The 22521-nt window shown below is 66.6% G+C and carries 24 protein-coding genes; 16 read left to right on the plus strand and 8 right to left on the minus strand.

The window, feature by feature from the left end:
- Positions 1-2 precede the first annotated feature (2 nt).
- From ACEOAB_RS02110 to ACEOAB_RS02140, 7 genes are all read left to right on the plus strand, one after another.
- Complete coding sequence (locus ACEOAB_RS02110; RefSeq protein WP_413748931.1) at positions 3-1070, plus strand: hypothetical protein; 1068 nt, start codon at positions 3-5, stop codon at positions 1068-1070.
- A 3-nt stretch (positions 1071-1073) separates the two neighbouring features.
- A complete protein-coding gene (locus ACEOAB_RS02115; protein WP_413748932.1) occupies positions 1074-1979 on the plus strand; it encodes a DUF4150 domain-containing protein in 906 nt (301 codons plus the stop codon).
- A gap of 14 nt (positions 1980-1993) precedes the next feature.
- The gene (locus ACEOAB_RS02120) at positions 1994-2908 is read left to right on the plus strand and encodes a type VI immunity family protein (RefSeq protein ID WP_413748933.1); all 915 of its coding nucleotides are present in this window, start codon (positions 1994-1996) and stop codon (positions 2906-2908) included.
- Complete coding sequence (locus ACEOAB_RS02125; RefSeq protein ID WP_413748934.1) at positions 2880-3590, plus strand: hypothetical protein; 711 nt, start codon at positions 2880-2882, stop codon at positions 3588-3590. The genes ACEOAB_RS02120 and ACEOAB_RS02125 overlap by 29 nt, the downstream gene beginning before the upstream one ends.
- An 11-nt stretch (positions 3591-3601) precedes the next feature.
- A complete protein-coding gene (locus ACEOAB_RS02130; protein WP_495653429.1) occupies positions 3602-4864 on the plus strand; it encodes a TIGR02270 family protein in 1263 nt (420 codons plus the stop codon).
- A 79-nt stretch (positions 4865-4943) separates the two neighbouring features.
- The gene (gene tagH, locus ACEOAB_RS02135) at positions 4944-6599 is read left to right on the plus strand and encodes a type VI secretion system-associated FHA domain protein TagH (RefSeq protein ID WP_495653430.1); all 1656 of its coding nucleotides are present in this window, start codon (positions 4944-4946) and stop codon (positions 6597-6599) included.
- Between the two features lie 36 nt (positions 6600-6635).
- Positions 6636-7427: a PP2C family protein-serine/threonine phosphatase gene (locus ACEOAB_RS02140; protein WP_413750469.1), complete on the plus strand. Its 792-nt coding sequence runs from the start codon at positions 6636-6638 to the stop codon at positions 7425-7427.
- 98 nt (positions 7428-7525) lie between these two features.
- Here ACEOAB_RS02140 and ACEOAB_RS02145 read toward each other — a convergent pair whose 3' ends face one another.
- The 5 genes from ACEOAB_RS02145 to tssA all read right to left on the minus strand — a co-directional run bounded on the left by ACEOAB_RS02145 (position 7526) and on the right by tssA (position 11913).
- Positions 7526-8065 carry a peptidoglycan-binding domain-containing protein gene (locus tag ACEOAB_RS02145; protein WP_056594582.1) on the minus strand — a complete coding sequence of 180 codons (540 nt, stop codon included), beginning with the start codon at positions 8063-8065 and terminating at the stop codon, positions 7526-7528.
- A gap of 85 nt (positions 8066-8150) precedes the next feature.
- Complete coding sequence (locus ACEOAB_RS02150) at positions 8151-8630, minus strand: Hcp family type VI secretion system effector (RefSeq protein ID WP_056594579.1); 480 nt, start codon at positions 8628-8630, stop codon at positions 8151-8153.
- Positions 8631-8782: 152 nt separating this feature from the next.
- A complete protein-coding gene (gene tssC / locus ACEOAB_RS02155; protein WP_413750468.1) occupies positions 8783-10276 on the minus strand; it encodes a type VI secretion system contractile sheath large subunit in 1494 nt (497 codons plus the stop codon).
- 32 nt (positions 10277-10308) lie between these two features.
- The gene (gene tssB / locus ACEOAB_RS02160; RefSeq protein ID WP_413750467.1) at positions 10309-10824 is read right to left on the minus strand and encodes a type VI secretion system contractile sheath small subunit; all 516 of its coding nucleotides are present in this window, start codon (positions 10822-10824) and stop codon (positions 10309-10311) included.
- 51 nt (positions 10825-10875) lie between these two features.
- Positions 10876-11913, minus strand: a complete 1038-nt coding sequence (gene tssA / locus ACEOAB_RS02165; protein ID WP_413750466.1) for a type VI secretion system protein TssA — start codon at positions 11911-11913, stop codon at positions 10876-10878.
- A 71-nt stretch (positions 11914-11984) separates the two neighbouring features.
- On the opposite strand from tssA, the gene tssJ reads away from it, so the two are divergent.
- Complete coding sequence (gene tssJ, locus ACEOAB_RS02170) at positions 11985-12497, plus strand: type VI secretion system lipoprotein TssJ (protein ID WP_413750465.1); 513 nt, start codon at positions 11985-11987, stop codon at positions 12495-12497.
- A gap of 58 nt (positions 12498-12555) precedes the next feature.
- Here the strand turns inward: tssJ and ACEOAB_RS02175 are convergent, their stop codons facing one another.
- Positions 12556-13899: a DotU family type IV/VI secretion system protein gene (locus ACEOAB_RS02175; RefSeq protein WP_495653431.1), complete on the minus strand. Its 1344-nt coding sequence runs from the start codon at positions 13897-13899 to the stop codon at positions 12556-12558.
- A gap of 242 nt (positions 13900-14141) precedes the next feature.
- Here ACEOAB_RS02175 and ACEOAB_RS02180 point away from each other — a divergent pair, with 242 nt between their 5' ends.
- Positions 14142-14837, plus strand: coding sequence for a response regulator transcription factor (locus ACEOAB_RS02180; RefSeq protein WP_007830939.1), 696 nt, complete (start codon positions 14142-14144; stop codon positions 14835-14837).
- A gap of 19 nt (positions 14838-14856) precedes the next feature.
- Here ACEOAB_RS02180 and ACEOAB_RS02185 read toward each other — a convergent pair whose 3' ends face one another.
- Positions 14857-15393, minus strand: a complete 537-nt coding sequence (locus ACEOAB_RS02185; protein ID WP_413748805.1) for an Rrf2 family transcriptional regulator — start codon at positions 15391-15393, stop codon at positions 14857-14859.
- Positions 15394-15577: 184 nt separating this feature from the next.
- Here ACEOAB_RS02185 and gph point away from each other — a divergent pair, with 184 nt between their 5' ends.
- Entirely contained in the window at positions 15578-16273 is a 696-nt protein-coding gene (gene gph, locus ACEOAB_RS02190) for a phosphoglycolate phosphatase (RefSeq protein ID WP_495653432.1), read from the plus strand.
- Positions 16274-16297: 24 nt separating this feature from the next.
- Here the strand turns inward: gph and ACEOAB_RS02195 are convergent, their stop codons facing one another.
- Positions 16298-16903, minus strand: coding sequence for a chalcone isomerase family protein (locus tag ACEOAB_RS02195; RefSeq protein ID WP_413748807.1), 606 nt, complete (start codon positions 16901-16903; stop codon positions 16298-16300).
- Between the two features lie 350 nt (positions 16904-17253).
- Between ACEOAB_RS02195 and trpE the strand changes: the two genes are divergently transcribed.
- From trpE to trpD, 6 genes are read left to right on the plus strand one after another with little or no spacing between them, the layout of a single operon-like run.
- Positions 17254-18756, plus strand: coding sequence for an anthranilate synthase component I (trpE, locus tag ACEOAB_RS02200; protein WP_413748808.1), 1503 nt, complete (start codon positions 17254-17256; stop codon positions 18754-18756).
- On the plus strand, positions 18753-19145 hold the full coding sequence (locus ACEOAB_RS02205; RefSeq protein ID WP_413748809.1) for a GxxExxY protein: 393 nt from the start codon (positions 18753-18755) through the stop codon (positions 19143-19145). Before trpE ends, ACEOAB_RS02205 begins: the two co-directional genes overlap by 4 nt.
- Positions 19142-19726, plus strand: a complete 585-nt coding sequence (locus tag ACEOAB_RS02210) for an aminodeoxychorismate/anthranilate synthase component II (RefSeq protein WP_413748810.1) — start codon at positions 19142-19144, stop codon at positions 19724-19726. Before ACEOAB_RS02205 ends, ACEOAB_RS02210 begins: the two co-directional genes overlap by 4 nt.
- A gap of 6 nt (positions 19727-19732) precedes the next feature.
- Positions 19733-20794 (plus strand): low-specificity L-threonine aldolase, encoded by a 1062-nt coding sequence (gene ltaE, locus ACEOAB_RS02215; RefSeq protein WP_413748811.1) that lies wholly within the window; start codon positions 19733-19735, stop codon positions 20792-20794.
- A gap of 16 nt (positions 20795-20810) precedes the next feature.
- Positions 20811-21470 carry a LysE family translocator gene (locus tag ACEOAB_RS02220; protein WP_413748812.1) on the plus strand — a complete coding sequence of 220 codons (660 nt, stop codon included), beginning with the start codon at positions 20811-20813 and terminating at the stop codon, positions 21468-21470.
- 22 nt (positions 21471-21492) lie between these two features.
- Positions 21493-22515, plus strand: a complete 1023-nt coding sequence (gene trpD, locus ACEOAB_RS02225) for an anthranilate phosphoribosyltransferase (protein WP_056594544.1) — start codon at positions 21493-21495, stop codon at positions 22513-22515.
- Positions 22516-22521: the final 6 nt, after the last annotated feature.

The following is a 22521-nucleotide window of genomic DNA, read 5'->3' on the forward strand; positions in this document are numbered from 1 at the left end:
GCATGGCTGGCAACGCATTGCAGATCCTCGGGCTTGGCGCCAGCACGCCGATCGGGCGCAATGTGTGGGCCAGCGCTGCGGCGGCGCGCGCCGGCGTGTGTGGCTTCTCGGAGCATCCGTACATGGTCGACACGGCCGGCGAGCCGATGCGTATCGCACGGGCACCCTGGCTCGACGTGGGCCTCGATGGTGCCGCGCGCCTGAGTGCGCTGCTGCTGCCGGCCATCGAGGAAGCGTTGACGCCGTTAACGGAGCTTGGCGAGAACGTGTCGCCGCATATCGGCCTTGCACTGGCGCTGCCGCCGCCTCGGCCCGGACAGCCTGACGGCTTGGCCGATGGGGTGCTGGAGGCCATCCGGGAGCGCATGGGTGATCGATTCACCCGCATCGCGCGCTTCGAGGTCGGCCACGCAGCGGGCCACATGGCCATAGCTGCCGCCGAGGCTGGTTGCGCGCGTGGTGCCTTCGATGCGTGCGTGGTGGCGGGCGCCGACTCGTACCTCGCACCCGAGACGCTCGAATGGGTCGAAGCCTGCGATCAACTCCACGGCGGCGGCCCGCTCAACAATCCCTGGGGCTTCATCCCCGGCGAGGCCGCTGGCGCGGTGTTGTTCGGAACGCCTCATTTGGCGCAGCTGTGCGGTATTGCGCCGCTCGGTGAACTTGTGTCGGTCGGCATCGGCATTGAGCCCAGGCTGATCAAGACGGGCGAGGTGTGCGTCGGCGAGGGCCTGACCCAGGCTTTCCGCGCAGCGCTGCAGGCGCTGCCTCCCGGTGAGCAGGTGCACAACGTGTTCTGCGACCTCAATGGGGAGGCCTATCGTGCCGACGAGTTCGGCTTTGCCGCGCTGCGCACCGGGGAGCGCTTTCGCGCGGCGTCGGACTTCATTGCACCGGCCGACTGCTGGGGCGATGTGGGCGCAGCGGGCTCGTCGCTGCACATCGCGCTGGCGGTCATCGCGAGCTACAAGCGCTACGACAAGGGGCCGCTGTCGATGGTGTGGGCCAGTTCGGAATCGGGCGAGCGCGGGGCGGTGTTGCTGTGCGGCACCGGAGGCATGGGGGACTAAGCCGTGCCGCTCACCATCCGTGTCAACGGCACCAGTCTCACGCTGGTTCACAAGTTCAGCATCGGCATCAGCACCGCGACCATCCCCGACGTGTGCAAGACGCCGAGCCCCGGCGGTCCGGTGCCGGTGCCCTACCCGAACATCGCCAACTCCATCACCTTGTCCAACGGCACTTCCACCGTCAAAGGCGACAAGGCGATGGCGGCCAACAAGGGCTCGAAGTTCGCGCTGTCCAACGGAGACAACGCCGGTGTGGCCGGTGGCGTGAAGTCCAGCACGTTCATGAAGGAGGCAACCTGGATCCTCTACTCCTTCGACGTGAAGATGGACGGCAAGAACACGGCCCGGCTCACGGACAAGATGTTCCACAACTCGGAGAACGCGGCGAATCTGGGTGGGGTGGCGCAGCAGCCGTTGATCGACGCCCTGGGGGACGCTGCCCTGGCGCAAGAGCTTTGCGAAGCCGCGTGCCAGGCCCTGAAAGACAAGGAGGCCGCTGACGCCAAACTACCGCCAGGGCAGGCTTCCACCGACCAGTACCAGCGCCGCATGCGCAACATAGTCGATCCCAAGCCGCGTGGCGGAAAACCGGGCCTGCTCACGGAGGTCTCGCAGGATCTAAAGAGTGGGAAACTCATCGGCAAACATGGCATGGATATCGGCAGTGGTTCGGGATATGCCAGGTGGGACATCCTGCTGTTCGATGCAGCGAAAGCCGTTGGAAAAAAAGCGCTGACGCTTGCCGATGTGGACCATATCGTCGAGGTGAAGTTTCCCAATGACTCGCCTACGGACAACCAGGACATTCTGCGAAAAACACACCCGGACACGGACAAGAAGCTGACAGAGATGAAGGTCAGAAAAAAAGGGGCAAAGGACGCCAAAGGTGCCGACTGCCTGTGTACCTGAAAGGAAAAAAGCTCATGGATGAGTCCCTGTTCACCCTGACGGACGATGGCGAGAGCGTGGCGACGCCCTGCGTCGAGATCGTCGCGTTTGCCTATGGCCTGCCTGAGAACATTGGAGCGGGCCTTGCGCGATTTCTGCGCGCGTACATGGACGCTTTTGGCAATCAGCAGCGTTTCTATCGCACTGGCGACATGAAGCGCTTCCGCGTTCAGGATGCCAAGGCGACTGAGGGACCGAATCACTGGTTTTCGGATCCAGACGCACTCGCAACCAAAATACTGAGCCACCGGGCGCATTCGGGCAAGAAAGCCGGCCAGATTCAGTCACCCGCGATAAGGATGTCGTTGGCGGGGCCTTTGGATCCGCCGCGCTTTGTGCTGCGAATGGCGCTACCCGTCGAGTGGGGCGACCATCCCGATCAGGTGATCGCGCTGGCCCAGGATGCGCTCGCCGAATTCCCGCTCAGCAGTGGATATGCCGGCTACTCTCTGCTCTGGGAAGACGCGGATTCATTGGTGGATCGGGAAGTTCTCCGATGGTCGGTCCCGCTGATGCTGCGGTATCCGGGCCTCGGCTACGGTGATGCCTTGCGCATGTCGAATGGGGCGCTGCATGGTGTCGCGGCCGTCAACTGGTTGACCTTCCTCGGAGCCGAAGCGGCGGCGGCGCTTGGCGGTCTGGCAGCCCTTGAGCGAAGTGCGCCCGCGGGGGTGTCCGCGCTTGCGCTCGGCAAAGCCGGCGTGATCTTGCGCGCCGGCGATGGGCCGCAAGTCGGTGACGCGAATCGGCAAGAGACCGTGCCGATCTATGGCGCCGTGGGCAAACTTATCGCGCACGTGGTGGCGCCCGACGAGGCGCTGGACCAGATATTCATCAAAGGCATGTCCGAGGAGCGCGCGCATGACTGGCTTCGACGTTTCTTCGTCTGAGAGCTACAGCGGGCAGCTTCTGCTTCAGGCCACGCTGGAGCACGGCCCCGAAGGCTCGGTCGGGCTTGTGGAGCGGCGCATTCGTGTTTTTCTTGATGCGGTCGACGCGGGGTTCTTCTTTCCGGGGAGGCGGCTTCCTTCTGTGCCGGCCGAGCTTCGCGTCGCCGGCACGTCGGTGCAGGCGCGACTGCAAGTCGAGGATCTCCCTGTCACGGCCCTGGATGTGCTGGGCGGAATGCTGGCGGATTGCCGCCAACACGAAGTCTTTCTTCGCGCAGCGCGTGGGGTGCTGGGCCAGCGCGAGCTTGACTTGCTCCGCGAGAGGGGCGTGCGTCCGGCCGCTCCGGAGGAGCCGCCTTTCGAAGTCGAGTTCCCGGAGGACATGGGTGGCAACTACGCATTGCTGATCGAGATCGAATTCGCGCAGCCGGTGCAGCCCGAAGTCCAGCAGGGCTTGCTCGAAACCCTTGCGCTGTGGGACGCGTTGACGCTCGCGTATCCCAACGATCCCGACGAGGCGGTGGAAGTCAGCGGCGCGCAGGCCATGTTCAACGATCCGCGCACCATCCACTATCACGAATGGATCTGGGACAGGGCGGACGCCGACGCATGGGATCTGATCGTCAATCTCTGCTGCGCCTGGCACGAGACACTGCCCATCGTGCGGCTGCACTTCGAGTAGGAGCTCGCCTCGTGGACTCCGACACACTGTCTTCCGTTGTCGCCGAGCACGCCGACGAAGCCTCCTTCCTCTGGCTCCAACGCACCAGCGCAGTCCACGCTCCCAACTACTCGCCCCAGCAATTCGCCGACCTCGACGAACGCCTCGCCGCCCACATCGACGGCCTGCGCGTCGCCGGCAATGAAGGCTGGCAACATGCATTGGCCCTCACCGACAACGAAGGCCCCGAAGATTTCTTCGTCGCAGCCGTGCTCGCCATGGAAGCGGTCGACAGCCGTTTTGACGATCTGGTCGAGCGTGCAAGAGAAGACCTGCCCGAGGTCGTACCCGGCCTGATCTCCGCGCTCGGCTGGGTGGAGCCGAAGCATCTGGGCGGCCGCGTCAAGGCCTTGCTCGACGATGCCTCGCCGTTGCGGCAGAAGCTCGGCGTGGCGGCCTGCGCGCTGCATCGGCGCGATCCGGGCCCGTTGCTCGGCGAACTGCTCGCGAGCGCGCCCGACAGCGTGCGCATCCGCGCGCTGCGCGCGGCCGGCGAACTGGGCCGTGCCGACCTGTTGCCGCAGGCGCAGTCGCTGCTGGGCGAGGCCAAGCCCGAACTGCGCTTCTGGGCCGCGTGGGCGGCGGTGCTGCTCGGCGACCGGGCGCAGGCGCTCGATGCGCTCGCCGCCTTCGCGTTGAAGAGCGGGCCGCGCCAGCCGCGCGCATTCCAGATCGCGCTGCAGGCGATGGAGATCGCCCCCGGCCATGCGCTTCTGCTCGACAGCGCCACGCTGCCCGAGGCGCAGCGCCTGCGCATCATCGGCTCGGGCTTCATCGGCGATGCGCGCTACGTGCCCTGGCTCATCGAGCAGATGGCGCAGCCGGCCACAGCGCGCATCGCGGCCGAGGCCTTCGTCACCATCACGGGTGTGGACTTCAATCTCGCGCAGATGGAGGTTCCGCCGCCCGACGGCTTCGAGGACGGACCGACCGACGACCCTGACGACGACAACGTGGAGCTGCCCGAGGACATCGCGTTGCCGTGGCCCGACATCGAAAAGATTCGCGCGTGGTGGCAGAAGAACGGTGCGCGCTTCACCCCCGGGACACGGCTCTTCATGGGACAGCCCGTCTCGCCCGACAGCTGCACGGGCGTGCTGCGCCAGGGTTTCCAGCGCCAACGCGTGGCGGCCGCGCTGCACCTCGCGTTGCTCGACGCGCGCGCGCCACTGTTCCCGACCAGCGCGCCGGCGTCGCGGCAGCAGCGCTGGCTCGGCGACGGCATACCTCTTTAGGCGAGATTGCCAAGGTGCCGGCCGGAATGAATACTTCCCTCGAGTTGTTTCGCTCGCGACGGGCGACAGGGGCCGTTTCATGATCCATATCGCTGTCATCACCCGGCAAGGCGCCCCGGCGGGGCAGTCCATCGCCGCGGACTTCGGACCCAATGGCGGCACCATCGGCCGCGCCGACACCAACACGCTCGTGCTCGTCGACCCCGACCGCACGGTCTCGCGCGTGCACGCCCAGGTGCTGTGCCGCGACGGGCAGTACTTTCTCATCGACCGCGGCAGCAACCCGATGCAATGCAACGGCGTGTCGCTGGGCTCGGGCAAGGAAGTCGCGCTGGCCGATGGCGCGCGGCTCGTGGTCGGCAGCTTCGAGCTCGCGGTGCGCGTGACGGCCGACGCCGCTCCGCCGTCGCTGGTCATCCCGAACACGGTGTTGGGCGGGCCTTCCGCGGCCTCGGCCGCTGCCCCGCCGTCGAGCGACGATCCTTTCGCCGACCTGCTGGCGGGCCTCGCGCCGCCGGCTGCACCGGCTGCATCTGCACCCGCCTCCGCCCCCGCTGCGGCACTGCCCGATTCGCTGCTGTTCCCCGACCCGATGGAAAGCGGCTCGCGCAACGCGCAGGCCGCGCAGATCGATCCCTTCGCGAACCTGCTCGGACCCACGCCGTCTTCCGCGCCGGCGGTCGGCCTCGGCGCGCTCGACGATTTCTCCGACCTCGGCGCGCCGCCCCTGCACGGCAAGGCCGCGGGCATCGACGAGCTGTTCGGCGGCATGGGCGGCGGTGGCGGCATCGGAGGCGATCCGCTCGCGCTGTCGCCGCTGGCCGATCCGCTGCTGCAGCCCAACACCGCATCCAATGCCGATCCGCTGGCGGCCCTGCAGCAGGCGGCGCCTCCCACGCCCACGCCGCGCTCCGACCATCTCCCGATCGACCAGTTCGGCTTCACGCCGCCGAAGGCCATCACGCCGCCACTGCCGCCCGTACAACCTGTGGCGAAGTTCGACGACGAGACCGGCCAGCCGATCCGCATCAGCGGGCCCGAGGGGGCCGCCAAGCCGCTCGAGGCGGCCGCGCCCGCAGTTCACGTCGCACCGCCGCCTCCGGTCCCGCGCCCGGCAGCGCCCACGCCCGCGCGCATGGCCACCGACGACGAGCTGCTCGCCGCCTTCCTGCGCGGCCTCGCCAGCACGCACCAGCCGCCCGAGATGCTCACGCCGGGCCTGATGGAGCGCATCGGCGCGATGCTGCGCAGTGCCACCGAGGGCACGCTGCAGCTGCTGCTCACGCGCCAGGAGTTCAAGCGCGAGGTGCGCGCCGAGGTCACGATGATCGCGTCGCAGGCCAACAATCCGCTGAAGTTCTCGCCCACGGTCGAGGTGGCGCTGGCCCATCTGCTGGGCCCTGGCGTGCGTGGCTTCATGCCGCCCGAGGCCGCGATGCGCGATGCCTACAACGACTTGCGCGCGCACCAGTTCGGCGTGATGGTGGGCATGCGTGCGGCGCTGGCCCATGTCATCGCTCGCTTCGAGCCGGCCGAACTGGAGAAGAAGATCAGCGCGAAGTCGGCGCTCGACGCGCTCTTCAGCGCCAACCGCAAGGCCAAGCTCTGGGACCAGTTCGTGTCGCTTTACGGCGGTATCGCGAGCGAGGCGGAGGACGACTTCCACAGCCTCTTCGGCAAGGCCTTCCTCGAAGCCTACGAAGAGCAGATGGCGCGCCTCAAGTCCGAAGCCTGACGACAACTACAACCGCATCACCCGCGAGGCACCCGCTTGGAAATCGAAATCGTCACGCTCTCCCGCCAGGGCGGCCGCACCTACAACGAAGACGTCCACGGCCACTGGCACGACGAGCGCTATGTCGCCTGCCTGGTGGCCGACGGTGCGGGCGGCCATGGCGGGGGCGACGTGGCCGCGGCCACCGCGCGCAGCAGCGTGCTGGGCGGCTTCTCGGCCGCGCCGGGGCTCGACGAGCCCACGCTGCGCCGGCTGGTGGAGCAGGCCAACGTCGACGTGGTGGCGCGGCAGGCCGAAGGCGGCAAGCTCGCGGGCATGCGCTCGACCATCGTGTTCGCAGCCATCGACCTCGAGGACCATGCACTGGCCTGGGTGCACAGCGGCGACAGCCGGGCCTACCTGTTCCGCGGCGGTGCCATCGTGGCGCGCACCACGGACCACAGCCTGGTGCAGCAGATGGTGGCCGGCGGCATGCTCGACGAGGAGGGTGCGCGGCTGCATCCGCAGCGCAACATGCTGCTGTCGGCGCTGGGCTCGATCGAGGAGGCGCCCGACATCGCCGTGTCCGACCGCATGCGCCTGCTGCCAGGCGACGTGCTGCTGCTGTGCAGCGACGGCGTGTGGGAGCCGCTGGGCGACGAGCGCCTGATCGACACGCTGCATGCCTCGCGCACGCCCAGCCAGTGGACCGAGCTGATCGACGCGCAGGTGAAGGCCAACGCCAAGCCGGGGTACGACAACTACACGGCGCTCACGCTGTGGGTGATCGAGGATGAGAGCGACGATGCGACGCGGCTGCTGCCAGAGAGCGTTGCGTCGGCCGACTGACTCTTGAATTGCTTCGAACAAAAGACAAGGGCCTGGAGCACCGTCCATCGGACGATCGCTCCAGGCCCTTGCTCGTTGCCGAGGGGCGGGGCGGAAACTCAGATGCCGCCCGTGACCGGAACCCTCGCGGGTGCGCCGTAGGCATACTTGCTGGCCGTCTTCTTGACCCGCTTCAATGCGCTGCGCAGCAACAGCGGCATGTCTTCCCGGTTGGGCAGGTTGGTGTAGTTGTCGATCCCCTGCTCCTTGCAGAAGTTGGCGCAGCCGTTGTTGAGCAGGTCGAGCGCGTAGCGCGAATGGCTGATCGTGCTGGACGTACCGGGGTCCCGGAACGGGTCGAAGATGCCGTCCGGCAGGACCTTGCGCCCGGTCGCAACCATCTGCTGCTGGAAGTGCGTGATGTGCTTCTGCGTGACCGGTCCGTAGTAGCCGTCCACGCCGATCACTTCGGTCTGTCCGGGCGGTGGGTCGAAGTCGTGGTTGAAGCCCATCAGCTCGTAGTAGAAGATCTTGAACAGTGCCTGCACCAGCATCACGTCTTCACGCGTGTTGGAGCCGATCCGGCCGACCGACCAGTCGATGTTGTAGGTGGTGAGCAGCGCGCCGCTGTCGCCAATGGTTGGGGTGCTGAATGCCATCGCATTGCTCCGGTGAGGGACGCGTAAGGGGGCGGGCCAGGCACGGTGCCGTGCCTGAATCCGTACTCGACGAATCCGCTTTCGGTCAGCGGGTTTCGGTGGTCGCCACGTTCCAGCCGAACTTGACTTCGCCACCCGCAGCGCCCTTGTCGTCCTGGGCCTTGTAGGCGAACTCGATGTCCTTGAACGAGCACAGCACCTGTTCATGCACATCGCCGCCCTGCGCGCCGCCGGGGGCGACGCTGGAGATGAAGACTTCCTTCATCGTGACCTTGAGGTACTCCTGCTGGCCTTCGCCCGACTTGCGGCAGGTCATGATCATGTCCTTGAAGTGCTTGCCGCTTACACAGTTCTTGGCGAGCACCGGAGATGCCTTGTCGTAGGTGTGCGTGAAGTGGAACTCACCGGGCGTGGCTTTGCCCTTGCCCGAGCCGCCGCCGGAGCCGGAGCCCGACGAGTTGCTCACGTTCCAGGTCCACGACGAGATCTCGATCTCGTCCTTGTGGTCCTTGTGGGAAGACTCGCCCTTGACGCCGTCGAGCTTGATGTGAAAGTCAGAAGACATGTTCCTACTCCTTGGAACCCGATTTGCGTTCGGGCGGTTGATGACTGGGTTGAAGACGAAGGCTGCCGGCGGTTTGAAGACACGACCGATACGCGGCAGCTACAGAGAGAACGAAACGGAACCGGGAATTTCAAGAAAACCCGCGGGACTTTTCAGGTGCCGCCCTTGGTCGAAGGCAGCTTCGACACCAGGCGCAGCGAGACCGTGAGGCCCTCGAGCTGGTAGTGCGGGCGCAGGAAGAACTTGGACGTGTAGTAGCCCGGGTTGCCTTCCACTTCCTCGACGATCACCTCGGCGGCGGCCAGCGGCTTCTGGGCCTTGGTGGTTTCGGACGAGTTGGCGGGGTCGCCGTCCACGTAGTTCATGATCCATTTGTTGAGCCAGCGCTGCATGTCCTCGCGCTCCTTGAAGCTGCCCACCTTGTCGCGCACGATGCACTTGAGGTAGTGCGCGAAGCGGTTGCAGGCAAAGAGGTAGGGCAGGCGCGCCGCGAGGTTGGCGTTGGCCGTGGCGTCGGGATCGTCGTATTCGGCCGGCTTGTTCAGCGACTGGGCGCCGATGAAGGCCGCGAAGTCGGAGTTCTTGCGGTGGATCATCGACAGCAGCCCGGCCTTCGACAGCTCGGCCTCGCGCCGGTCGCTGATGGCGATCTCGGTCGGGCACTTCTGGTCCACGCCGCCGTCGTCGCTCGGAAATGTGTGCAGCGGCAGGTTCTCCACCGCGCCGCCCGACTCGATGCCGCGAATGCGCGAGCCCCAGCCGTAGAGCTTGTACGAGCGGTTGATGTTGGTCGCCATGGCATACGCGGCATTGGCCCAGGCGTACTTGCTGTGGTCGGCGCCGGCGGTGTCTTCCTCGAAATCGAACTCTTCCACCGGGTTGGTGTTGGCGCCGTAGGGCGTGCGCGCCAGGAAGCGCGGCATGCACATGCCGAGGTACTTGGAGTCGTCCGATTCACGCAGGCTGCGCCAGCCGGCGTACTCAGGGGTGGAGAAGATCTTGGTCAGGTCGCGCGGATTCGCGAGTTCCTGCCACGACTCCATCTGCATCAGGTTGGGACTGGCGCCGGTGATGAAGGGCGCATGCGCCGAGGCTGCGATCTTGGCCATCTCGCCGAGCAGTTCCACGTCCGGCGGGCTCTGGTCGAAGTGATAGTCGCCCACCAGCGCGCCGAAGGGCTCGCCGCCGAACTGGCCGTACTCCTGCTCGTAGATCTTCTTGAACATTGGGCTCTGGTCCCAGGCCGCGCCCTTGAACTTCTTGAGGTTCTTGGCCAGCTCCTGCTTGGAGATGTCCATCACGCGGATCTTGAGGTTCTCGTCGGTCTCGGTGTTGTTCACCATGTAGTGCAGGCCGCGCCATGCACTCTCGAGCTTCTGGTAGTCGGGGTGATGGATGATCCTGTTGACCTGGTCGGTGAGCTTGGCGTCGATCGCGGCGATCATGGCCTGGATCGACCGGGTCACGTCCTTGCCGATGACGGTGCTGTTGGCCAGCGCCTGCTGCGCCAGCGTGAGCACCGCTGCTTCGACGGCGCTCTTGGCTTCGTCGCTGCGCGGCTTGAATTCCTTCTGCAGCAGCGAAGAAAAGTCGCTGCCTGCATACGCGACATCTTTCAGCGCGCTCTGTTCGAGTGCTTCGGCCATGGTGGTTTACTCCTCGTGTGCTCGGATGGGTGTCAGGCGGCGGACGTGCTGCCGTCTTCGGGTTTCTTGCTCGCGGCCAGCGTCTGCAGCAGGGCCGGGTCTTCGAGCACCTTGGCCAGCAGGTCCTCGGCGCCGCCCTTGCCGTCCATGTAGGTGACGAGGTTCGACAGCTGCGTGCGCGCCTCGAGCAGCTTGTTGAGCGCACCGACCTTGCGCGCCACGGCGGCGGGCGAAAAATCTTCCATGTTCTCGAAGGTGAGTTCCACCTTGAGGTCGCCTTCGCCGGTGAGAGAGTTCTCGACCGCGAACGCCGCGCGCGGTTTCATGGCCTTCATGCGCGAGTCGAAATTGTCGACGTCGATCTCCAGGAACTTGCGGTCGACCACCGGCGCGAGCGGGTCGGCCGGCTTGCCCGACAGGTCGGCCAGCACGCCCATCACGAAGGGCAGCTGCACCTTCTTCTCGGCCCCGTAGAGCTCCACGTCGTACTCGATCTGGACCCGGGGCGCCCGGTTGCGGGCGATGAATTTCTGACTGCTCTTGGCCATGGAGATGCTCCTTGCGGGTGTGAATGGGTGCGGGTGTCGGGAAGGGCGGGCTTATTCGGACGGGCGGCGGCCGGTGACCGTTTCGATGGTGTCCATCGCGTTCGGCGCGAGGTTGGCCATGATCTCGAGAAAGCTCACCCCGATGAGCTTCTTGGCACGCTCGATCAGCAGCGGCGCGGGGTTGCCGGGCTCGGCCTGCTCGAGGTAGCGGATCACGCGGTCGAGCATCTGCAGCGCGTCCTGCCGGTTCTGGATCTCGCCGCGCATCACGGTGGAACGGGCGGTGGTGCCGGCCGCCTGCGATTCGTCGGCTTCGGCATCCGCACTCGCTGGCGCTTCGTCAGGCGTGCCAGCGGCGGCGCCGCACGCTTTCTTCAGCACCTGGGCAACGGTGCGAAGCGGGGTCAGGTCGATGGCGTCGGCGCGGCCGGTGCGATCGACCAGCAAGGCCCGCAGTTTCTCGAGGTGGGCGGGCACGTCCATCGCGGTTCGCAGCGGCTCGGGCTGGGACGCGTGGATGGCCTCCAGGCCACCTTTGACCTGCGAGGCCGAGTAGGTGGCTTCGCCGCTCACGGCGCCCAGTGCGTTGTGGGCGACGGCGATGTCGCGCACGCGTATCGGCCCCACGCCGGGCGCCACGCCCACCTGTGCGTCGTACAGCTCTCGCAGCATCGTCTGGCTCTCGTCGCAGAAGGGCGCGAGCGCGTTCAGGCGCATCGTCGGGTCGTTGTCGTCGTCGGCATCCAGCTTTGGATGTATGCCTTCCCAGAAGGTGTCGAGCAGACCCGTCAGCAGTTGCAGTCCGGCAACGAAGCCGGGCACGCCTTGCAGGTGCGTCGATGCGCGCAGCAGCAGCACCGCGGCCCGCACGTCCTTGCTGCGACGCAGGATGCTCCCGGCCTGCTCGCCCACTTCGCGCCACTCGGGTTCGACCGCGGGGATCACGGTGTCGCCGAACTGCTGCTCGGGCTTGCCTTGCGCGGCCGCCACCAGCGCCATGAAGTCCGCGTCGTACTCGAGATCGTCGCCGCATGGCGAGGCCTCGCCGATGGGCGCGAGCAGTGTGGCTGCAAGTTCGTTGGTCAGCATGTTGCCTGTTGGAGTTCGCTGGTGATAATCAAAGATGCGTCTTGACCGGTCAATGCAACGAAGGGAATAGCATGCGCACGCTGGGTACACACCATTCGTCCTATGAAGGCTTCCTTGCCGCTGCAACGCGGCGCCGCATTGCGGTCCTTGGCCTTGCTGCAGCGGGTCTTTTGATGACGGGCTGCGCAAGCAAGCCGGTCGTCACCACGGTGGCCGTCACGCTCACGGCGGGCGCCGACGCCAACCCCGATGCGCGCGGCCGCGCCTCGCCGCTCACCGTGCGCGTGTATGCATTGAAGTCGCCAGGTCCCTTCGAGGGCGCCGATTTCTTCTCGCTGTTCGAGAAGGACCAGGCCACGCTCGGCGCGGAACTGGTGCAGCGCGAAGAAGTGCTGCTGCGGCCCGGCGAGACGAAGAAGCTCGACTTCAACCTGCCGCCCGATGCGAAGTCCATCGGCGTGATGGCGGCGTTCCGCGATCTCGACCGCGCGCGCTGGCGCGAAGTGCGGCCCGTCACTACCGGCAAGGCGCAGGCGCTCGACGTGAACTTCAGCGCTCGCGCGATCCGCGTCGACGCGAAGTGAGCGCAGCGCCGCAAGCCGCCGAGCCGCCAGAAGCGGTGGGCGGGGAACGGCAACGCGCTCAGCGCGGAACGGTTTCGAGGAACACGAAGTCCGCGATCAACCGCTCGCTGTTCTTGCTCGCCGCCAGCGCCTCGCGCAGTCGCAGCAGGTAGGCCGAGGCCAGCTCGAAAGGCGGCCGGCCGGATGTTTCTGCAAAAGGCGTCGGCGACGACAGCACCGTGATCAGCACGCTGCCGAAGGGCGGGCTCACCAGCCAGCTCGATGGGACGTCGCGGCCCAGCTCCAGCGTCTCGCCGGCCCGCAGCCGCGTGGGCGCCTGTCCGGCGTTGAGGTGCATGACCGAGCCGTCGGCGGTGTAGTAGTCGACCCAGATGTAGCTGTCGTGGCGCGGCGCCACCACCCGCACGCGCACGCCATCGCCCTCGCGCAGGTCGCCTTCGCGGGCCGAAGGTGCGTCTACCTCCAGCCCGTAGACCTTCTCGCGGTTGCGCGCCTGGTAGGGCTTGAGGATGGCGAACACCTCGCAGTGGGGCCACACGCGCAGGCCGATGTCGAATTGCGGCGCTTGCACGCCGGGAATCGCGCTCACTTCGCTCTCGACCCGCGGCAGGTCGCCGGGCACCGAGACGAAGCCCGTAACGTGCGTGCGGCCCTCGGGGTCGATGCCGGCCGTGAGGTCGGCGCAAGCGAAAGTCTGCAGGTGCTGCTCCACGCGCTGGCCCGGGCCCGCGGCGGTGGCCGGCGGTCCGGTGGACCACAGCCACAGCAGGTAGAGCAGCGGTAGCATCAGCGCCAGCGCGGCACTGCTGCGCAACAGCGTGCGGTCGCGCCGGCGCGTGTCGCTGGGGCCGCGCGGGCCGGGCACGTCGTGGGGCTGGGGCGCGACGCGGTCCTGCACTGGGCTGCCGGTGGACAGCGGGCGCAGCTGAAGCTGGCGGCCGTGCAGTTCCTTGAGCTTGCCGAGCTCGCCGTGGTCGCCATCCTCGAAGTAGTACTGGCCCTTGAAGCCGAGCACCAGCGCATGCCAGTACACCTCGCGCACGGGGTCGTCCTGTGGGGTCAGGGCCGACAGGTGATGGAAGAACTCGCTGTGCGCGTTGTTGGAGTTGAAGAGCTGCACCTGCAGCGGGGCTGCGCCAGCCGTGTTGACGGCAGCGGTAGCGCCGGGATGGCGCGCGAGGATTTCGTCGATCCAGGCCACCATTGCGAAGGTTGCCGATTCGATCTGCGCTGCGGGCGTGCCCGAGGCCTCGGCGGCGGCGCGCGCCGCATCGAGCAGCTGGCGGGCCTGCTGCTGTGCGGTCTCGTGCGGCAGCAGCGGCGGCGCGCCGGCCGCAATCGACGCGTCCAGCGCGAGTCCGAACGAGATGAAGCTGGAGAAGCAGTCGAGAAGGCGAGCCATGCGTGGGCTCGTTCAGCCATGCGTTGCGAAGGATGCCTTGCGCCGGAGTCTGCTGCGATGGCACATGCCCATGTCCCCGGTTCTTCGAGTAGGCGTTCATTCTTTCAAATGGCTCTCGCCCCGCGCCATACCGCTTGGGGTCTATGCCGTTGGTGGGGCCGCCGCCCTTGCTGCACGGGGCATTCGCCGGTATCTTCAGCGCCTGCAATTCACTGCACGCTGGGACACGGGGAAAAAGCATCATGAAAATCCTGATCGCCGACGACCACCGGCTCGTCATCGAGGCGGTCAAAGCCAAGTTGTCGGAGCTGGAGCCTGGCATCGAATTCGTTCTGGCGATGAGCGTCGACGAATTGCTTGCCGGAGCCACCGACGATCTCGACCTGGCCCTGATCGACCTCAACATGCCCGGCGCCGACGGCCAGGCCCACATCGACGAAATCCGCCGCCGCCATCCGGCCGTGCCGCTGATCGTTCTGTCGGGCTACGAAGACCCGGCCATCATGCGCAGCGCGCTCGAACGCGGCGTGCTCGGCTTCATTCCGAAGGCCTACTCGCCCGAGGTCATGCTCTCGGCCGTGCGGCTGGTGCTGGCCGGCGGCGTGTACGTGCCGCCGATGATGCTGGCTGCGCTGCCGCCCGGCATCGTGGCCGGCGTGGCGCCGCAGGCCGGCGCCGAGGCGCTGGTGCGCAGCGGCAATGGCGGCGCTGGCAGCCAGACTCTGGAGCACCTGCGCAACGTGCTGACGGAGCGGCAGGTCGAGGTGCTGCAGTTGCTGTCGCAAGGCAAGCCCAACAAGCTGATCGGGCGTAGCCTCGGCATCAGCGAGGGCACGGTGAAGATCCACCTTGCGGCGATCTTCCGCGCGCTGAATGTGCGCAACCGCACCGAGGCGGTGGTGGCGGCGCAGGCGCTGACCGAAGCGCAGCAGGCCTGAGCCCGCACGCGCCTGGCGTTCAGCGCTTGGCGAACACGCCGTTCCAGGCGAACACGGAGTTCGGCGCATTCACGCGCATCGGCGTGACGGCGGAGATTTGCGGGGTCTGTCTCTTCGTCGGCGCTTCGGGCTCGACGCGCACGCCCTTGGCGAGTTGCTCTTCGACCAGGCTCTGCAGCGTGACGGAGCCCAGGAACTCCATGACATGGTGCTTCGCGGAGGCCCACAGCGCGTCGGTCGAATAGCAGCCCTTGCCGCCGGTGTCCTTCTTTGGCGAAGCATCGGTGTCCGCCACGGGCTGGCCATCGACCGAGGCGAGGATGTCAGCCACGGTGATTTCGGAAGCCCTGCGCGTCAATGTGTAGCCGCCTCCGGGGCCACGCGTTGCCTTGATCAGCGCATGCTGGCGCAGCTTGCTGAAGAGCAACTCCAGCGAAGAGCGGGCAATGTGTTGCCGTTGGCTGATCGACGCCAATGGCACGGGGCCGTCCCGCTCGCGCATCGCGACATCGATCATGGCCGTCAAGGCGAAGCCGCCCTTCGTCGTGAGACGCATGGAGTGTTCCTCGGTGGTGAGTTTTGCAAACGATGGACGGTAGGTGTGCAAAAGACCGGGAAAAGTTTCCGACGCGTGGTGGCGGCATTTTTGAAACAATATGCAGAACGCCGTGGGCTCCCGCCGTTGAGGGGGGCGGCCGCTTTCGATTTTCCTGTTGCTCTCTGCCTTGAACTCTTTCCACATGGACCACACCCACTTCGACGCAGCCATCGTCGACCTCGACGGCACCATGGTCGACACGCTCGGCGACTTCGCCGCGTCGCTGAACCGCATGCTCGACGACCTCTCGCTGCCGCATGTGGCACCTGCCGCCATCGAGGCGATGGTGGGCAAGGGCTCGGAGCACCTGATCCATTCCGCGCTCGTGCACGTGATGGCGCCGTCGGGTGCCGGCGCTGCCGAAGCGAAGGCCCGGGCGCTGTTCGATCGCGCGTGGGAGCGCTACCAGCATCACTACCTTGCCATCAACGGACAGCATTCGGCGGTGTATGCCGGCGTGATCGAGGGGTTGAAGGCGCTGCGTGCGCGAGGCCTCAGGCTGGCCTGCCTCACCAACAAGCCGACTTCGTTCGCCAAGCCGCTGCTTGCCGGCAAGGGCCTCGACGGCTTCTTCGATCTGGTGTTCGGCGGCGATGCCTTCGAGCGCAAGAAGCCCGATCCGCTGCCGCTGCTGAAGACCTGCGAAGCTCAGGGCACCCAGCCCGCGCGCACGCTGATGATCGGCGACTCGAGCAACGACGCGCGCGCCGCACGTGGCGCGGGTTGCCCCGTGGTGCTCGTGACCTACGGCTACAACCACGGCGAGCCGGTGCGCGGCGTCGATGCCGATGGCTTTGTCGATTCGCTGGCCGAGTTCGGGGCGGCCGCGATGCGATAGCGGCGCTGCCTGCTTGTTGCCCGGCTATTGCTTGCCGAGCAGCGCGTCCTTCAGTTTCCAGTCGGCCGGATTCGGCCCCAGCCAGATGCGCAACAGCGCGTTGAAGAAGGCCTGTTCCCTTATCGGATCGGGCTGCGCCACGCCGCGCACGGTGATCACCGTGCCGGTGCCGGGCAGCCAGTCGATGGTGAAGGTGTCGCCGGCCTTCAGCTGTTTCTGGTCGGCGAACATCTGGCCCATGCGCAGCAGGCCGGGAATGAGGTTGACCATCTCGCTCTTGGGCGAGTTGTCTTCCACGCCCTTGGTGAAGAGCTTGCCGAGCTCGTTCGCGTCGATGTCGCGCAGCATGGTGATGGCCACGCGCTTGGGGCCCGGCGAGGCCAGTGCCTCTTCGGTGGTCGATGCCTTCTTGCTCATGTACAGGCCGGCCGTGTAGACCTTGAAGATGGCCTTGTAGCGAATGCCCGCGCCATTGAGCACCACGGGGGTGCCGCGCAGATCCATCTGGTCTTCGAGCTTGACGCCGGCCACGTCGACCTGCGCGGCCGAGGCGCCGAGGGCTGCGGTGGCCAGGCAAACGCCCAGGACGAGGCGCGAGAAGAACGCGCCCGGAAGCGAAAGAGCGGTCAACGGGGGACTCCTTGGGTTTTTGCGAACGGTCGTGCGAATGTATCTTTTCGTTTTACGTTTCGCCCTCGGGGGGAACCCTCAAAACCGAGGTTCGCGGCTCGCGGTGCACGCTTGCGCGTTTTCGTGGGCTAAACTCCGCGGCTCATATGTTCGTTCATCACATCATTCAAACAGGTGAAGGCAGCCGGGGAGCCTGGCCCTGGCGTCGCCATACTTCGCTGACTGTTTGATTGCACGGCGCACGCCGTGCGCCCGCGGTTCCGGATCGACACACACGACGACGCCGGACCATCCGTGAATGACCTTGCCACGGCCAAAGGAGTGCCGGCCGGCAACTGGAGAACGAATCCGTGATCACCGAACTTGAATTCAAGAGCCTCAGCGCCCAGGGCTACAACCGCATTCCGCTGATGGCCGAGGCCTTTGCCGACCTCGAAACGCCTCTGTCCCTTTATCTCAAGCTGGCCCATTCGCAGGGCGGTGGCAAGCACAGCTTCTTGCTCGAATCCGTGGTGGGCGGCGAGCGCTTCGGGCGCTACAGCTTCATCGGCCTGCCGGCGCGCACGCTGCTGCGCGCCTCGGGCTTCGGTGCCGAAGCCGTCACCGAGGTGGTGACCGACGGCCAGGTCGTCGAGACCGCCAAGGGCAATCCGCTGGATTTCGTGGCCGATTACCAGAAGCGCTTCAAGGTCGCGCTGCGCCCCGGGCTGCCACGCTTCTGCGGCGGCCTTGCCGGCTACTTCGGCTACGACACCGTGCGCCACATCGAGCGCAAGCTCGAGAACAGCTGCCCGCCCGACACGCTGGGCTGCCCCGACATCCTGCTGCTGCAGTGCGAGGAACTGGCGGTCATCGACAACCTGTCGGGCAAGCTCTACCTCATCGTCTATGCCGATCCGAAGCAGCCCGAGGCCTATGCCGTGGGCAAGCGACGCCTGCGCGAGCTGAAGGAAAAGCTCAAGTACTCGGTGAGCGCGCCCGTCGTGAGGCCCACGCAGCCGCATCCGCCGGAGCGCAGCTTTGCCAAGGCCGACTACCTTGCGGCCGTGGAGCGCGCCAAGGAAATGATCGCCGCCGGCGACTTCATGCAGGTGCAGGTGGGCCAGCGCATCAGCAAGCGCTACACCGAGTCGCCGCTGTCGCTGTACCGCGCGCTGCGTTCGCTGAACCCGTCGCCCTACATGTACTACTACAACCTGGGCGATTTCCACGTGGTGGGCGCCTCGCCCGAGATCCTGGTGCGCCAGGAGAACACGGGCGACGGCGAGCAGAAGATCACCATCCGTCCGCTGGCCGGTACGCGCCCGCGCGGCGCATCGATCGAGCTCGACAAGGCGGCCGAGGTGGAACTCATCAACGACCCGAAGGAGCGCGCCGAGCACGTGATGCTGATCGACCTCGCGCGCAACGACATCGGCCGCATCGCCAAGACCGGCACTGTGAAAGTGACGGAAGCCTTCGCGGTCGAGCGCTACAGCCACGTGATGCACATCGTGAGCAATGTCGAAGGCACGCTGAAGGACGGCATGACCGCCATCGACGTGCTCAAGGCCACCTTCCCGGCCGGCACGCTGACCGGCGCGCCCAAGGTGCATGCGATGGAGCTCATCGACCAGCTGGAGCCCACCAAGCGCGGCCTGTACGGCGGCGCCTGCGGCTACATCAGCTATGCGGGTGACATGGACGTGGCCATTGCGATCCGCACCGGCATCGTGAAGGACCAGATGCTCCATGTGCAGGCCGCGGCCGGCGTGGTGGCCGACTCGGTGCCCGAGCTGGAGTGGAAGGAAACAGAGGCCAAGGCGCGCGCGCTCCTGCGTGCGGCCGAACTGGTCGAGGAGGGGCTGGAATGAGCACCGCATCCGACATTCAGAACGATTTCTCTCACGAGATCATCGGCGCCGCCGTCGAGGTGCAGCGCGTGCTCGGCACGGGGCTCGATGAAGGGGCCTACGCCGCGGCGCTGGCCATCGAGCTGGCCGAGCGCGAGATCGGCTTCACGCGCGACGTGGCGCTGTCCGCCAGCTACAAGGGCCGCTCGCTCGGCGAGGTGTACCGCGCGGGCTTCGTGATCGAGCAGTCGGTCATCGTCGAACTCAGGGCGGTCGACGTGCTGACCGACCTGCATCGCGCCCAGGTGCTGGCCGCGCTGCGTCTTTCGGGCCTCAAGCTGGGCCTTCTGATCAACTTCAACGTGTTCCCCGTCGTCAAGGGCGTGCACCGGATTGTGAGCAAGCCATGAAACTGCTGATGATCGACAACTACGATTCCTTCACCTACAACATCGTCCAGTACCTCGGCGAGCTGGGTGCGGACGTGCAGGTGCACCGCAACGACGAGATCACGGTGGCGCAGATCGGCGAGCTGATCGCTTCCGGCGTCACGCGCCTCGTGGTGTCGCCAGGGCCTTGTTCGCCTGCGGAAGCGGGCGTTTCGGTGGCGGCCATCAAGGCCTTCGCGGGCAAGCTGCCCATTCTTGGCGTGTGCCTCGGCCATCAGGCCATCGGCGCGGCCTTCGGCGGCAAGATCGTTCGCGCGCAGCAGCTCATGCACGGCAAGACCAGCGAAATCACGACCACGCGCGAAGGCGTGTTCGCCGGGCTGCCCGAGAAGTTCATCGTCAACCGATACCACTCGCTGTCCATCGAGCGCGAAAGCTGCCCGAAGGCGCTGGCGATCACCGCGTGGACCGACGACGGCGAGATCATGGGCGTGCGGCACACCGGCTTCGCGCACGATGTGCGCATCGAGGGCGTGCAGTTCCATCCCGAATCGATCCTCACCGAGCACGGCCACGCCATGCTCAAGAACTTTTTGGACTGACCCGCCATGACAGAACGCTCCTCCATCGTCGATCTGCGCAGCGACACCGTCACGCAGCCCACGCCCGCGATGCGCGAAGCCATGATGGCGGCGCCGCTCGGCGACGACGTCTTCGGCACCGACCCGAGCGTGAACGCGCTGCAGGAAAAGATTGCAGGCATGCTGGGCTTCGAGGCCGCGCTGTTCGTGCCCACGGGCACGCAGAGCAACCTCTGCGCGATCCTGTCGCACTGCGGCCGGGGTGACGAGTACATCGTCGGCCAGCAGGCGCACTGCTACCGCTGGGAAGGCGGCGGCGCCGCGGTGTTCGGCAGTGTGCAGCCGCAGCCGCTCGATCACGCGCCCGACGGCACGCTGCCGCTCGCGCAGATCGAGGCGGCGATCAAGCCCGACGACGCGCACTTCGCCCGCACGCGGCTGCTGGCGCTGGAGAACACGCTGGGCGGCAAGCTGCTGCCTTTCGAGTACGTTCAGGCGGCGACCGATCTGGCGGGAAGCAAGGGGCTGCAGCGGCATCTCGACGGCGCACGGCTCTTCAATGCGGCGACCGCGCAGGCGGCATTGAACAATCGCAGCGACATCCGCGCGGAAGCCCGCCGCATCGCGCAATGTTTCGACAGCGTGTCGGTGTGCTTCAGCAAGGGGCTCGGCGCGCCCATCGGCTCTGCGCTGGTGGGTTCGCGGGAGTTCATCGCGCGGGCACACCGCATCCGCAAGATGGCGGGCGGCGGCATGCGGCAGGCGGGGCTTCTGGCGGCAGCGGCTTCGCATGCGCTCGACCGCCATGTCGATCGTCTCGCCGACGACCACGCACTGGCGCAGCGCCTGGCGCAGGGGCTCGAAGGCATCGAAGGGCTGAAGGTCGAGGCGCCGCACACGAACATCGTGTTCGTCGATCTTGCTGGCGCCGCGCAGGCGCGTTCTTCGGAACTGCTCGCGAGCCTCAATCAGCAGGGCATTCTCGCGACCGGGCTCTACCGCCTGCGCTTCGTGACGCACCTCGATGTCGATGCCGCAGGCGTCGACCGGGCCATCGGCGCGATCCGCGCCTTCTTCAACAAGTCCTGAGTGCTGCGAGAACGCGATGCCTGATCTTCCCCATCTGCTCGCCTTCATCGCTGCCGGCTGGCTACTGAACCTGACGCCGGGCCCCGACGTGCTGTATGTCGTGGCCAACTCGCTGCGCTCGGGCGTGCGCGCCGGCGTCATGGCGGGGCTTGGCATCACGGCAGGCTGCTTCGTTCACATCTTCGCCGCCGCGGTCGGCATCGGCACGCTGATGGCGACATCCGCCACGGCCTTCACCGTGCTCAAGTACATCGGCGCGGCGTACCTGCTGTACCTCGGTGTGCGCACGCTGCTGTCGCGCGCGAAGCCGCCGGCCGACCTGGAGGCAGTGGCCGCTGTGAGCGAGGCGCGCAGCCTCAAGGCGATCTTCCTTGGCGGCTTCTGGACCAACGTGCTGAATCCGAAGGTTGCGCTGTTCTTCCTGGCCTTCGTGCCGCAGTTCATCGCGCCGGGCACCGACAGCAAGGCATTGGCCTTCGTGTTGCTGGGCGTGCTGTTCAATCTCAACGCCATCCCCGTCAACGTCGGATGGGCCATGGCGGCGAGCTGGATGGCACATCGCAGTGCCGTGCAGAAAGGCATGCACTGGCTCGACCGCGCCGCCGGCGTGCTTTTCATCGGCTTCGGCCTCAAGCTCGCGTTCACCGACGCGCCTGCCGTTCGCGTCGGTTCCTGACTCACTTTCCAGGAGACTTTCCATGATCACCCCCCAGGAAGCGCTGCAGCGCACCATCGAACACCGCGAAGTCTTCCACGACGAGATGCTGCACATCGTGCGCCTCATCATGAGCGGCGAGTGCTCGCCCGTGATGATGGCTGCGCTGATCACCGGCCTGCGCGTGAAGAAGGAAACCATCGGCGAGATCACCGCCGCCGCGCAGGTGATGCGCGAGGTGTCGACCAAGGTGCCCGTGACGGACACGACGCACCTCGTGGACATCGTCGGCACCGGCGGCGACGGCTCGCACACCTTCAACATCTCGACCTGCTCGATGTTCGTCGCGGCCGCCGCGGGTGCCAAGGTGAGCAAGCATGGCGGGCGCAGCGTGTCGAGCAAGTCGGGCAGTGCCGACGTGCTGGAGTCGCTGGGCGTGAACATCAACCTGAAGCCCGAGCAGATCGCGCGCTCCATCGAGGAGTGCGGCATCGGCTTCATGTTTGCGCCGAACCACCACCCCGCGATGAAGAACGTCGCGCCGGTGCGCAAGGAGCTCGGCATCAAGACGATCTTCAACATCCTCGGGCCGCTGACGAATCCGGCCGGTGCGCCGAACATCCTGATGGGCGTGTTCCACCCCGACCTCGTGGGCATCCAGGTGCGCGCTCTGCAGCGGCTCGGCGCCGAGCATGCGGTGGTGGTCTACGGCCGCGACGGCATGGACGAAATTTCGCTCGGCGCGGCCACCATGGTGGGCGAACTGAAGGACGGCGAAATCCGCGAATACGAACTGCATCCGGAAGACTTCGGCTTCCAGATGTCGAGCAACCGCGCACTGCGCGTGGAGACGCCCGAACAGTCGAAGGCGATGCTGCTCGGCGTGCTCGACAATCACGCCGGCCCCGCGCTCGACATCGTGTTGCTGAATGCCGGCGCCGCGCTGTACGCGGCGAACGTGGTCGATTCGGTGGCGGCGGGTGTGGAGCGCTCGCGCGCGGCCATCGCGTCGGGCGCGGCGAAGGCCAAGCTGGCCGAACTGGTCAAGGCCTCCGCGGCCGTCTGAGCCTCA

Source organism: Variovorax sp. Varisp53 (assembly GCF_059491555.1).

Bases quoted from the DNA above. Each gene is read 5' to 3' on its own strand.
- ACEOAB_RS02110 (WP_413748931.1), top strand. From the start codon at position 3: ATGGCTGGCAACGCATTGCAGATCCTCGGGCTTGGCGCCAGCACGCCG.
- ACEOAB_RS02120 (WP_413748933.1), top strand. From the start codon at position 1,994: ATGGATGAGTCCCTGTTCACCCTGACGGACGATGGCGAGAGCGTGGCG.
- ACEOAB_RS02125 (WP_413748934.1), top strand. From the start codon at position 2,880: ATGACTGGCTTCGACGTTTCTTCGTCTGAGAGCTACAGCGGGCAGCTT.
- tagH (WP_495653430.1), top strand. From the start codon at position 4,944: ATGATCCATATCGCTGTCATCACCCGGCAAGGCGCCCCGGCGGGGCAG.
- ACEOAB_RS02145 (WP_056594582.1), bottom strand. From the start codon at position 8,065: ATGGCATTCAGCACCCCAACCATTGGCGACAGCGGCGCGCTGCTCACC.
- ACEOAB_RS02150 (WP_056594579.1), bottom strand. From the start codon at position 8,630: ATGTCTTCTGACTTTCACATCAAGCTCGACGGCGTCAAGGGCGAGTCT.
- tssC (WP_413750468.1), bottom strand. From the start codon at position 10,276: ATGGCCGAAGCACTCGAACAGAGCGCGCTGAAAGATGTCGCGTATGCA.
- tssB (WP_413750467.1), bottom strand. From the start codon at position 10,824: ATGGCCAAGAGCAGTCAGAAATTCATCGCCCGCAACCGGGCGCCCCGG.
- tssA (WP_413750466.1), bottom strand. From the start codon at position 11,913: ATGCTGACCAACGAACTTGCAGCCACACTGCTCGCGCCCATCGGCGAG.
- tssJ (WP_413750465.1), top strand. From the start codon at position 11,985: ATGCGCACGCTGGGTACACACCATTCGTCCTATGAAGGCTTCCTTGCC.
- ACEOAB_RS02175 (WP_495653431.1), bottom strand. From the start codon at position 13,899: ATGGCTCGCCTTCTCGACTGCTTCTCCAGCTTCATCTCGTTCGGACTC.
- ACEOAB_RS02180 (WP_007830939.1), top strand. From the start codon at position 14,142: ATGAAAATCCTGATCGCCGACGACCACCGGCTCGTCATCGAGGCGGTC.
- ACEOAB_RS02185 (WP_413748805.1), bottom strand. From the start codon at position 15,393: ATGCGTCTCACGACGAAGGGCGGCTTCGCCTTGACGGCCATGATCGAT.
- gph (WP_495653432.1), top strand. From the start codon at position 15,578: ATGGACCACACCCACTTCGACGCAGCCATCGTCGACCTCGACGGCACC.
- ACEOAB_RS02205 (WP_413748809.1), top strand. From the start codon at position 18,753: ATGAGCACCGCATCCGACATTCAGAACGATTTCTCTCACGAGATCATC.
- ACEOAB_RS02210 (WP_413748810.1), top strand. From the start codon at position 19,142: ATGAAACTGCTGATGATCGACAACTACGATTCCTTCACCTACAACATC.
- ltaE (WP_413748811.1), top strand. From the start codon at position 19,733: ATGACAGAACGCTCCTCCATCGTCGATCTGCGCAGCGACACCGTCACG.
- ACEOAB_RS02220 (WP_413748812.1), top strand. From the start codon at position 20,811: ATGCCTGATCTTCCCCATCTGCTCGCCTTCATCGCTGCCGGCTGGCTA.
- trpD (WP_056594544.1), top strand. From the start codon at position 21,493: ATGATCACCCCCCAGGAAGCGCTGCAGCGCACCATCGAACACCGCGAA.